The organism is Miniimonas arenae (genome assembly GCF_006351005.1).
Taxonomy (GTDB): Bacteria; Actinomycetota; Actinomycetes; order Actinomycetales; family Beutenbergiaceae; genus Miniimonas; species Miniimonas arenae.
In genome coordinates, this window is the sequence record NZ_VENP01000076.1 from 1 (window position 1) to 11,151 (window position 11,151).

General features: G+C 73.4%; 12 protein-coding genes. 11 read left to right on the forward strand and 1 reads right to left on the reverse strand.

Translation table 11 applies throughout. The features are described from left to right. Positions 1-133: 133 nt before the first annotated feature. The 3 genes from rfbB (at position 134) to galE (ending at position 3,742) form a co-directional block, all read left to right on the forward strand. A complete protein-coding gene (gene rfbB, locus FH969_RS13835) occupies positions 134-1,129 on the forward strand; it encodes a dTDP-glucose 4,6-dehydratase (protein ID WP_139987733.1) in 996 nt (331 codons plus the stop codon). 607 nt (positions 1,130-1,736) lie between these two features. Next, a complete protein-coding gene (locus FH969_RS15875) occupies positions 1,737-2,705 on the forward strand; it encodes an LCP family protein (protein WP_246071970.1) in 969 nt (322 codons plus the stop codon). Then, positions 2,702-3,742, forward strand: coding sequence for a UDP-glucose 4-epimerase GalE (gene galE / locus FH969_RS13845; protein ID WP_108717969.1), 1,041 nt, complete (start codon positions 2,702-2,704; stop codon positions 3,740-3,742). Before FH969_RS15875 ends, galE begins: the two co-directional genes overlap by 4 nt. Here galE and FH969_RS13850 read toward each other — a convergent pair. Next, a complete protein-coding gene (locus tag FH969_RS13850; RefSeq protein WP_139987736.1) occupies positions 3,644-4,522 on the reverse strand; it encodes a hypothetical protein in 879 nt (292 codons plus the stop codon). The genes galE and FH969_RS13850 overlap by 99 nt on opposite strands. A 187-nt stretch (positions 4,523-4,709) precedes the next feature. Here FH969_RS13850 and FH969_RS13855 point away from each other — a divergent pair, with 187 nt between their 5' ends. The 8 genes from FH969_RS13855 to FH969_RS15515 all read left to right on the forward strand — a co-directional run. After that, entirely contained in the window at positions 4,710-5,837 is a 1,128-nt protein-coding gene (locus tag FH969_RS13855) for a hypothetical protein (RefSeq protein WP_139987738.1), read from the forward strand. After that, entirely contained in the window at positions 5,837-6,619 is a 783-nt protein-coding gene (locus FH969_RS13860; protein ID WP_108717972.1) for a glycosyltransferase family 2 protein, read from the forward strand. Before FH969_RS13855 ends, FH969_RS13860 begins: the two co-directional genes overlap by 1 nt. Continuing rightward, entirely contained in the window at positions 6,616-7,506 is an 891-nt protein-coding gene (locus FH969_RS13865) for a ChbG/HpnK family deacetylase (protein WP_139987740.1), read from the forward strand. The genes FH969_RS13860 and FH969_RS13865 overlap by 4 nt, the downstream gene beginning before the upstream one ends. A gap of 13 nt (positions 7,507-7,519) precedes the next feature. Beyond that, a complete protein-coding gene (locus FH969_RS13870) occupies positions 7,520-8,614 on the forward strand; it encodes a glycosyltransferase family 4 protein (protein ID WP_218975324.1) in 1,095 nt (364 codons plus the stop codon). Further along, a complete protein-coding gene (locus tag FH969_RS13875) occupies positions 8,611-9,771 on the forward strand; it encodes a glycosyltransferase family 2 protein (protein WP_139987742.1) in 1,161 nt (386 codons plus the stop codon). Before FH969_RS13870 ends, FH969_RS13875 begins: the two co-directional genes overlap by 4 nt. Before the next feature lie 5 nt (positions 9,772-9,776). Continuing rightward, positions 9,777-10,187 (forward strand): CoA-binding protein, encoded by a 411-nt coding sequence (locus tag FH969_RS13880; RefSeq protein WP_108719979.1) that lies wholly within the window; start codon positions 9,777-9,779, stop codon positions 10,185-10,187. Between the two features lie 26 nt (positions 10,188-10,213). Next, a complete protein-coding gene (locus tag FH969_RS13885) occupies positions 10,214-10,786 on the forward strand; it encodes a dTDP-4-dehydrorhamnose 3,5-epimerase family protein (RefSeq protein WP_139987744.1) in 573 nt (190 codons plus the stop codon). Between the two features lie 133 nt (positions 10,787-10,919). Continuing rightward, on the forward strand, positions 10,920-11,151 hold a 232-nt coding region (locus FH969_RS15515), incomplete at its 3' end, for a hypothetical protein (RefSeq protein ID WP_218975325.1).

Here is an 11,151-nt window from a genome sequence, read left to right on the forward strand (position 1 = left end):
TGGAGTCAGACCTCTCCCCGCTCGGCACCGGGACGGACGCCGGGTTCCGGGCCTAGTCTCGTCCACGACGTGCGCGACTTCCTCGGGCACAACCGATCTTCGGCACAGAACGCGACCAGCTAGGAGGCGCGCCATGCGCATGCTCGTGACCGGCGGAGCCGGCTTCATCGGAGCCAACTTCGTCCACCAGACGGTGCGGGAGCGCCCCGACGTCGAGCTCACCGTGCTCGACGCTCTCACGTACGCGGGGAACGAGAGCTCGCTCGACCCCGTGGCGGACGCCGTGACCTTCGTCAGGGGCGACATCGCCGACACCGACCTGGTGGACTCCCTGGTCGCCGACACCGACGTCGTCGTGCACTTCGCCGCCGAGTCGCACAACGACAACTCGCTGCACGACCCCTGGCCGTTCGTGCGCACCAACGTGATCGGGACCTATCAGCTGCTCGAGGCGGTGCGCCGCCACGACACCCGCTACCACCACATCTCCACCGACGAGGTCTACGGCGACCTCGAGCTCGACGACCCGGCGAAGTTCACCCCCGACACGCCGTACAACCCCTCGAGCCCCTACTCCTCGACCAAGGCGTCGTCCGACCTGCTGGTGCGTGCGTGGGTCCGCAGCTTCGGGGTGCAGGCCACGATCTCGAACTGCTCCAACAACTACGGCCCCTACCAGCACGTGGAGAAGTTCATCCCGCGCCAGATCACTAACGTGATCGACGGCATCCGGCCCAAGCTGTACGGCAAGGGCGAGAACGTGCGCGACTGGATTCACGTCGAGGACCACAACTCGGCCGTCTGGTCGATCATCGAGAAGGGCGCGATCGGTGAGACGTACCTCATCGGCGCCGACGGCGAGACGAGCAACAAGGACGTGGTCGAGGCGATCCTCGAGATCATGGGGCTGGACTGTGACGCCTACGACCACGTGAGCGACCGACCGGGCCACGACATGCGCTACGCGATCGACGCGACGCGGCTGCGCACCGAGCTGGGCTGGGAGCCGCGCTACCGCAACTTCCGCGAGGGCCTCGCGGCCACCGTGGCGTGGTACCAGGCCAACGAGGCGTGGTGGCGGCCGCAGAAGGACGCGACCGAGGCGAAGTACGCCCAACTCGGACGCTGACATGGCCGACGAGGAGCTCCCGCCGTCGTTCGAACCCGGCACCGGACGCCGGATTCCGGGACGGACGGGACCCTCGCCGGCCGAGCGGGCCGCGAGCGGACGGGTCACGCCAACCTCACCTCGCCCGGGCGTGCCCGCGCGTCCGCCGTCGGGCGCCCGTGCGCCCGAGGCGCCGACGCGCGCCCCGCTGCCGCCGCGGCAGCCGGCGACGCCTCCGGGGCGCGCGCCGTTCGGCCGGACCACTCCTGCCCCCGGCCGGACGTCCACGACCCCGGGCGAGCGCTCGCCTGGTTCGGCCGGGCCCGAGCGCGCGGCGGCCGAGCCGCCACCCGGGGTGGCCCGTCCCATCCCGGTGCAGCGCCCCGCCTCCGGTCCCGGCCGGCCGACCGCGCCCGCCCGCGGCTCGCGCACCGATCCGGCGGTCGGTGCCACGCGGGCCGTCCCCCTGTCCGGGGCCGCCCCGGGCCGCCCTGGCGTCTCGGCGCGCCCCGGCGGCGCACAGCCCGTCGCTGCGGGCGCGGGAGGCAACCGGCCCACCGTCGGACGGCCGCTCGCCGGGACCGCCGGTGGCGGCCCCGGTGGTCCCGGGCGACCGGGGACGACGGGCGTGCCCGACCGGCCGGTCAGCCGCTCGACCCACCGGCGACGCCGCATCGTCCTCGCCGCGGTGATCGCCCTGGTGCTCCTGCTCGCGTGGCCCGTGGGGCTCCTGATCTGGGCCAACGGCCGGATCCAGCACGTCGAGGCGCTGTCGGGCGCCGCGGCGACCCCGGGGGTCACCTACCTCCTGGCGGGCTCGGACTCCCGCGCGGACGGCGCGATCGAGGACACGACGACCACCGGCCAGCGCACCGACACGATCATGCTGCTCACCGCGCCGGCGAACGGCACGCCGTCGCTCGTCTCGCTCCCCCGCGACACCTACGTGGACATCCCCGGGGTCGGGCCGGGCAAGCTCAACGCCGCCTTCGCGTACGGCGGGGCCCCGCTGCTCGTCCAGACGGTGGAGCAGCTGACCGGCATCACGGTGGACCACTACGTCGAGGTCGGCATGGGCGGCGTGGTGTCCATCGTGGACGGCGTGGGCGGCGTCGAGCTGTGCTGGGACTCCGACGTGGACGACGTCGACTCCGGCATGGTCTGGACAGCCGGCTGCCACGAGGTGAACGGGACGGACGCGCTGGCGTTCGCCCGGATGCGAAAGTCGGACCCGACCGGCGACATCGGGCGCGGCCAGCGCCAGCAGCAGGTGATCCAGGCCGTGATGGGCAAGCTCAAGGGTCCGTCGCTGCTGGAGCCCGGGCGCCAGCTCAACCTCGTCCGCGTCGCGACGGACAACCTCGTGACCGACCCGGACACGGGCATCCTCGCGCTGGGCCGGATGGCCCTGACGTTCCGCAACGCAACCGGTCCCGGCGGCTTCCGTGGCGCGCCCCCCATCGCGGACCCGGACTACCGTCCGGGCGACCTCGGCTCCACCGTCCTGCTCGACGAGACAGCCGCGCCGGTGTTCTGGCAGCAGGTGCTCGACGGGACCCTGCCGACCCAGACCGAGCAGGAGGAGCAGGCCGGGTGACCACGCCCCGACGTCCGAGCGCGGCACCCGACACGGTGCTCGTCACGGGCGGTGCCGGCTACATCGGGTCGCACGTCGCCCACACCCTGACCGCCGCGGGACGCGGCGTCGTCGTGCTGGACGACCTGTCGCTGGGACGTCCGGAACGGGTCCGCGGCCTGACCCTGCTCCGCCTCGACCTCACCGACCCGGGCACGCCGGCCCGCCTCGCGGCGGCGCTGCGCGAGCACCGGGTCGGCTCCGTGATCCACCTGGCCGGGCACAAGCGCGTCGCCGAGTCGGTGGTGCGACCGCTGCAGTACGCCGAGCAGAACGTCACCGGCCTGCTCCGGCTGCTCCGCGCGCTGGCCGACGGCGAGGTCCGCACCGTGGTCTTCTCCTCCTCGGCCGCGGTGTACGGCGACGTCACGGCCGGCCGCGTCACCGAGGGGCACCCGCCACGCCCGGTCAACCCCTACGGCCGCTCGAAGCTGGCCGGCGAGTGGCTCCTCGCCGACTTCGCACGTGCGACCGGGAGCCGCACGATCGCTCTGCGCTACTTCAACGTGGCGGGCACGCAGGACGGCGTCCTCGCCGACCGCAGCACCGAGAACCTCGTCAGCGCCACGGTGGCCGCGCTGCGCGCGGGCCGCAGCCCCGTGGTCAACGGGACCGACTACCCGACCGCGGACGGCACCTGCGTGCGCGACTTCGTCCACGTCCAGGACCTCGCCGAGGCGCACGTCCGGGCGCTCGACGCGCTCTGGGCGGGGGCCGACGTGCCTCCCGCCCTCAACCTCGGGACGGGCGTGGGGACCTCCGTGCGCGACGTCGTGGCGCGGCTCTGCGAGCTGGCCGGGCGGCCGGGTGCGTGGGCCGAGGCCGGGCGCCGGTCCGGGGACCCCGCCGCCGTCGTCGCGGACGTCACACTGGCGCGCGACACCCTGGGCTGGACGGCGTCACGCGGGCCGACCGAGATCCTCCAGAGCGCGTGGCTCCACCGCCCCGACGCCGACCTCGGCGGCGGCGCCGAAACGCGCCAGCGAGACCGCGCCTGAGAGCACGCACCCGAGGCCGACGACGGCGAGCCAGCCCCGACCGGGGACCGCGCCGTCGCCCGCGAGCAGCACCCCGCCCAGCGCGCCGAGCACCGTCTCACCACCCGTCACGAGCGCGGCGACCATCACGGCGCCGCCACGCTGGAAGGCGAGGGCGGTCGCCGCGAGAGCGAGCGCACCACCAGAACCCGCGACCCAGAACACGCCGTGCGCGAGCATCTGCGTCGGTGCCACCGGCCCGACCAGCCGGATGCCCACCGCGAGCGAGCCGTACCCCAGGGCGGCCGCCACCGCGAGCACGACCCCCGCGGCGAGCGAGGGCGGACGACCCACCACGACGAGCGTGACGACAGCCGCCAGCACCACGGTGCCCAGGACCCACCAGGTCGCCCCGCGGTGCGGGTGCGAGGCGCCGGCCTGCGCCGAGGAGGCCAGCAGCACGAGGCCGACTCCGATCGCGACCACCGCCGCCCACTCCCGGGGCCGCACCCGGATCCCGAGCAGACGCGGTGCCAGCAGCGCCGGCACGAGCACCGAGCACGCCCGGACCGCCTGGACCGTGAACACCGGTAGCACGCGCAGCGCCGCGGCCGCGAGCACGAACGCCACCACGACCAGCCCGAGCGAGAACAGGTAGGCCGGGCTCCGCACGAGCCGCGCCAGCACCGACACCGGGTGGTCCACGTCCACGCCGCGGGCCGCACGGGCCTGCAGGAGCAGCGCGGTCCCCGAGCACAGCGCCGCAGCGACCAGGGCCACGTAACCCACGAGCGACGTCACAGAGCCTCCACAAGAACCGACGGGAGAAGCGCACGAGAACCGCCTCTCGGTGCCCCCGGGATCACTATGGTCGTCCCGGGTGTCGCCGGGGCACACCACCATCCCTTGTGAGGTCTGCGTGTCGTCGATCGAAGCGGCTCCGGCGGTGGGTCAGACGTCGATTCGCGCGAGGTTCCCCTGGTTCGGGGTGATCGGCACCTACCTTGCCATCACGGTGCTGCTCTCGTTCATGAGCGCCCGCTCGGCGCGAGCCGTCCCCAGCGAGGGCGCGACCGGGATCGCCTTCGTCGACGGGTGGCTTCGCTTCGACTCGAACTGGTACGTCGGGATCGCCGAGAACGGGTACTACTACGTCCCCGGTCAGCAGTCGCCGATCGCGTTCTTCCCGGTCTTCCCGATGCTCGTCCGCGCGGCCGCGCTCGTCGTCGGGGACACGCAGCTCGCCGGCTACCTCGTCGCCTCGCTCGCCGGGCTGCTCGCCACGGTGCTCGCGGCGCGCTGGGCGTGGGACCGGCTGCCCGCCCGTTCGGCGATGCTCGGCGTCGCCGTGCTCCTCACCTACCCCTACGCGTTCTTCCTGCACGGTCCCGCGTACTCCGACGGCACGTACCTCGCACTCGCGGTGAGTGCCTTCCTGCTCCTGGAGCGCCGTCACTACCTGCTCGCGGGCATCGTCGGGGCAGCCGCCGTCGCATCCCGCCCGTTCGGCATCGCCGTCGCCGTCGGGCTCGTGGTCCGGGTGCTCGACCAGCTCGCGACCCAGCCCGGTCGACCCGTCCACCTGCGCGACCTGTTGGCTGCGGTGCGGCTCGTGCGACCACGCCATCTCGGCGTCCTGATCGCGCCGCTCGGCCTGGTGGCGTGGATGACGTGGCTCTGGGTCGAGTTCGGCAACCCCCTCGCCTTCGTCGAGACGCAGTCCTCACCGGGCTGGAACCAGGGCGTCGGACCGCACACGTGGTTCAAGATCCCCTACTTCGGCGCGATCTGGCACGGCGAGTGGGCCATCGTGCTCAACCTGACGGTGCAGGCTCTCTCGTGCCTCGCCGTCGTGCTCCTCCTGCCGCGGGTGCAGCGCCGCTTCGGCTGGGGCTACCTCGCGTACACCGCGATCGTCATCGCCATCCCGATCATCGGCACGAAGGACTTCATGGGCGCGGGCCGCTACGCGCTCGCGGCCTTCCCCGCGCTCCTGGTCAGCGGTGACTGGCTGGCGCAGCGACCACGATGGCTGCAGATCGCCACCGTCACCGTGCTGGCACTGACGCTGGTCACGCTGGCGTGGTGCTTCACCCACATGATCCAGGTCGCCTGATGGGCCCCGGTCAGCGCGAGTCGAGCGGAGACTCGCACCGCGAACCCGCTGTCTGGTCCACGGCCGACCAGCTGCTGTCGATCTTCCTGCCCATGTGGAACGAGGAGGACTACGTCGAGCGGGCCGTGACCGCCGCCAGCGGCACGTGCGACCTCATGGTGGCGGCTGGCGAGATCGGCGACTACGAGATCGTGATCGTCGACGACGCCTCGACGGACGCGACCCCGCAGATCGCCGACGGGCTCGCCGCGCAGGACCACCGGGTCCGGGTCGTGCACCACGCGAGGAACCGCAAGCTCGGCGGGTCGATCAAGTCCGGGCTCGCCGCATCCCGCGGGGACGTGGTGCTCTACACCGACGCCGATCTGCCCTGGGACATGGGTGAGCTGCGGCGCGCGCTGCGGGTCCTGCGCACCTACGAGGTCGACATGGTGAGCGCCTACCGGCTGGACCGCACGGGTGAGGGTCCGCTGCGGACGGTCTACTCGTTCGTCTACAACGGGCTGATCAGCGTGCTGTTCAAGACCCGCGTCCGCGACATCAACTTCTCCTTCAAGCTCATGACGCGCCGCGTGGTCGACACGGTGCACCCCAAGAGCGAGAGCTCGTTCATCGACGCCGAGATCGTGGTGCGTGCCAGGAACGCCGGGTTCGAGATCTTGCAGATCGGGGTGGACTACTTCCCGCGGACGCGCGGCGTCTCGACCCTGTCCTCGCCGGCCGTGATCCGAGCCCTCGTCCGCGAGCTCCTCGCGCTGCGCCGCGAGCTGGCTCGCCCGTGACCGAGCGGCTCCTCGTCGTCACGGCCGACGACCTCGGACTCACCCGGGGCGTGAACGCGGCGGTCGCGCACGCACACGACGAGGGCGTCGTCACGGCGACGTCGCTGCTGGCCGTCGGGCGGGAGCTCGACGACGCCGTCGCGATGCTGCGCTCCCGCCCCACCCTGGAGGTCGGGGCCCACCTGGCGCTCGTGGGCGAGGATCCGCCCGTGCTGAGCGCGCGGGAGATCCCCACCCTTCTCGACCGACGCGGTCGTCTCCCGCTGAGCTACCGCACGGTGGTGCGCCGCGGCGCGCTGGGCCGGATCGACCCCGACGACGTGCGGCGGGAGCTCGGCGCCCAGGTCGACCGGCTCCTCGGGGCCGGTCTGGCGCTCACCCACCTCGACACCCACCAGCACACCCACCTGTGGCCGACCGTCGGAACCGTGGTGGCCGAGCTCGCCGCGCGCCACCGCGTGCGGGCGGTCCGCCTGCCCACGAGTCACGCTCGCTCCGCGCTAGGCTGGGGCGTGCGTCTGATGGCGGCGCGCACCCGGCGCCGGGTCACCGCGGCCGGCCTGGTGGGCACGCACGACTACGCCGGCCTGGACGAGGCCGGCGCGATGGACCTCGACCGCCTGCGCGCGGCGCTCGCGGCGGCGCGCCGCCGCGGCGCGGCGAGCCTCGAGGTCAACGCCCACCCGTCGCTGCCGGACGACCCCGACCTCGGGCGCTTCGCCTGGGGGTACGCGTGGGGTGCGGAGCTCGCGGCCCTGACCGACCTGCGCACCCGAGCCGAGGTCGCACGGCTCGGGTACCGGCTCGGCGGCTTCCTCGACCTCCCCTGGCCGAGCCGTCCGGCGACCTCCGCGGCCGACGACGGGACCCCTCCGACGTGTCCATGAGACGATCGGCGCCGTGAAGCTGCTCCTCGACGCGACGCCGATGCTGGGGCGGCGCACCGGCATCGGGGCCTACACCGCCAACCTGGTCTCGGCGATCGCGCGGCGTGCGGAGACGGCCTCGGGGGAGCTCCAGGTCAGCGTGACGACGTGGTCCGCGCGAGGGCGTCGCATCGACGACCTCCCACCGCACGTGCGTCAGGTCGGTCTGCCCGTTCCCGCACGCGCGCTGCGGGCGGGCTGGCGACGCTCCCCGTTCCCGCCGGTCGAGCTCGTGGCGGGACGGTGCGACGTGGTCCACGGCACGAACTTCGTGTCGCCACCGACACTGCGCGCCCGTGAGGTCGTCACGATCCACGACCTCACCTACGAGCTCCACGCGCGGACCGTCACGCCGGACGTCCTCGACTACCGCACCCTCGTTCCCCGCGCCCTCGCGCGAGGGGCGCACGTGGTCACGCCGAGTCACGCCGTCGCCCGTCAGGTGGCGGAGCGCTACGACCTGCCGCACGGACGCGTGACCGCGACCCCCCTCGGGGTCGACCCTGCGTGGCAGCGCGCCGAGCCGCTCGACGAGCAGGACCGTCATCGGCTGGGTCTGCCGGCGCGATACCTGCTGTTCGTCGGTTCGCTGGACCCGCGCAAGAATCTCCCGGCACTGGTGGCCGCCCACCGTGCGGCGCGCGAGCAGGAGGTGGACGTGCCGGATCTCGTGCTCGCGGGCCCGGCGGGGCGCGCCGAGGGAGTGGCTGGGCCGGGGATCCGCCAGACGGGTTGGCTCGAGGACGCCGACCTGCGCCGGGTCGTCGCCGGCTGTCGGGCGCTCGTGCTTCCGTCGCTCGACGAGGGCTTCGGACTGCCGGTGATCGAGGCGCTCGCCTGCGGGCGTCCTGTGCTCGTCTCGGACGTCCCGGCGCTGCGCGAGGTAGGTGGCGGACACGAGCTGGCGTGCGATCCGAGCGTCGAGGGCCTCGAAGCAGGACTCCTCGCTCTGCTCGACGTGCCCGACGGCGAGCCCGAGCGCGCCGTGCGGCGCGCGTGGGCGGCGGCCTTCACCTGGGACCGCACGGCGGCGCTCACCCTCGACGTCTACCGGGCGGTCGCACCATGACGCCCGCCGGGCCCCACGCCGTCGACGCACCCGGACCGGACGTGGTGGTGATCACCGTGACGTACGACGCCGCCGACCTCGTCGCGGACTGTCTCAGGGGGCTCGAGGGCCAGGAGCTGGGCGACGTGCGGATGGAGGTGGTCGTGGTCGACAACGCCTCGAGCGACGGCACGGCCGACCTCGTCGCCCGCGACTTTCCCGGGGTTCGGCTCGCGCGGTCCGTCCACAACCTCGGCTTCGCGGCGGGGAACAACCTCGCCCTGCGCGACGTGCGTGCTCCGTACGTGATCCTGCTCAACAACGACGCGGTGCCCGATCCGGGTTTCGTGGCCGCGCTCGTGGCAGCGGCACGGCAGGCGGATGACGACGTCGCGGCGGTCGCGGCACGAGTCCTGCTGTCCCAGAGGTTCCGGCGGGTGCCGGCGGAGACCGCCGGAGCCGTCCACGGGCCCGACGGCGCCTGGCTGCCGGACGACGACGGCGAGGACCGGCTCGTGAACTCCACCGGGAACCTCGTGCGCGCCGACGGCTTCGGGCTGGACCGCGGCTGGCTCGCCGACGCGACACGACATCACCCCGCTCCCGACGTGTTCGGCTTCTCCGGTGCGGCGGTCCTGCTCCGCACCGCCGCGCTCCGAGAGGTCGGGCTCTTCGACGAGCGACTGTTCATGTACTACGAGGACACCGACCTGTCGTGGCGCCTGCGCCGCGCGGGCTACCGCATCACCTACTGCGAGGACGCGGTGGCGAGCCACCTGCACTCCGCCACCACCGGAGAGGGCAGCGCGTTCTTCCGCTTCCACGACGCACGCAACAGGCTGGTCGTCGTCACGAAGAACGCGTCCGCGGGACTCGCCGTGCGCTGCGTCGCTCGCTTCGCGCTCACGACCGCGTCGATCACCCTCCGCGGCCGTGAACCCTGGCGAGGACGCCGCGGCGTGATCGCCGTCCGGCTCCGGGCCTTGGGCTCCTACGTCGCCCTTCTTCCCCACGCGCTGCGCGAGCGACGTCGCATTGCCCGCAGCGCGCAGGTCACGGCTCGCTCCGTCGAGTCCCTGCTCTCACCACCCGGGACGGGAACCGACTCGGGTCTGCGCTCGGGCGCTTCCGGAGCCGTGGACACAGGCACGGCCGCGCGACGGGAGACGAAAAGGTGACGCCGATCCCGATCAACGACTCCGCCACGGTCGAGCGGCTGCTGCGTGAGCCGGCGACCTGGGCCGTCGTCGGGCTCTCGACGAACGCCGCCCGGGCCGCCTTCGGCGTGGCGCTGCGGCTGCAGGCGCTCGGCATGGCGATCGTGCCCGTGCACCCGCGGGCCGAGACCGTGCACGGCGCTCCGGGCTACCCGACGCTGGCGCAGGTCCCGGGCGAGATCGACGTCGTGGACGTCTTCGTGAACTCCGCGCGCGCCGGCGCGATCGTCGACGACGCGATCGCCCGCGGCGCGCGGGCGGTCTGGCTGCAGCTCGGCGTCGTGGACCACGCGGCCGCCGCGCGAGCGCAGGAGGCCGGGCTCGCCGTCGTGATGGATCGGTGCCCCGCGATCGAGTCGGCCCGGTTGGGGATCTAGGACGCCTCGTCGGTACCGTGAGGGCCATGGTGCGCATCGACGACTTCACGACCGAGTCCACGGCGATCGACGGCTTGCACGTCGTCCGGATGAAGCAGATCCACGACGAGCGGGGCACGGTGCGCGAGTTCTTCCGCGCCTCGGCCATGGCCGACGCCGGGCTGCACGCCGGGCCGTGGCAGCAGCTCAACCTCACCGAGACCTCGCGTGGCGCGGTGCGCGGCCTGCACGGTGAGGCCATGACGAAGTTCGTGTCCGTCGTCCACGGCACGGTGCTCGGCGCGTACGTGGACGCCCGGCCGGACTCCCCCACGGTCGGCGCCGTCGTGACCGTCCCCATCGAGCTGGGCGTGCAGGTGCTCGTCCCGCGCGGTGTGCTGAACGGCTTCCAGTCCACGAGCGACGGGGTCAGCCAGTACCTCTACTGCTTCGACGACGAGTGGCGACCCGGCATGGCCGGAGTTGCGGTGACTCCGCTCGACCCGGCCCTGGGCATCGCATGGCCGATCCCGATCGACGCCGACGACCGCGCCCAGCTGTCCGCGAAGGACGCGGCGGCGCCCACCCTCGCCGAGGTGCTCGCGGCCCAGCGCTCCTGAGCCGTCACGTCGATCTCGGGTGTCAGGGGACCGAGGCGCGCACGATGCGCCCGGTCCCGCTGACCTGGACGTCCTCACCGTGCTCGAGAAACACGGAACGGCCCGGTGTGAGCCGCTCGCGTCGCGTGCCCGCATGCACCTCGACCTCACCGGCGATGCCCAGCGCGATGCGGGGCCCGGCCCCGCGGAGCGGGATCGCCTCGCCCTGCGGCTCGATGACGGCGAGCTCGAAGTCCTCCACCGGCGCGAAGAAAATGGCGACGTGGGCGTCCAGATGTTCGGGAGCGACGCGCATGGGCGGAGCGGGATGGACATCGACGATGTCCACAAGAGCGCGCGCGTCGACGTGCTTGTGGGTCAGGCCC

Excerpts from the sequence above, each read along its gene's own strand:
- FH969_RS13860 (WP_108717972.1), top strand. The coding sequence starts at position 5,837 with ATGGGCCCCGGTCAGCGCGAGTCGAGCGGAGACTCGCACCGCGAACCC.
- FH969_RS13875 (WP_139987742.1), top strand. The coding sequence starts at position 8,611 with ATGACGCCCGCCGGGCCCCACGCCGTCGACGCACCCGGACCGGACGTG.
- FH969_RS13885 (WP_139987744.1), top strand. The coding sequence starts at position 10,214 with ATGGTGCGCATCGACGACTTCACGACCGAGTCCACGGCGATCGACGGC.
- rfbB (WP_139987733.1), top strand. The coding sequence starts at position 134 with ATGCGCATGCTCGTGACCGGCGGAGCCGGCTTCATCGGAGCCAACTTC.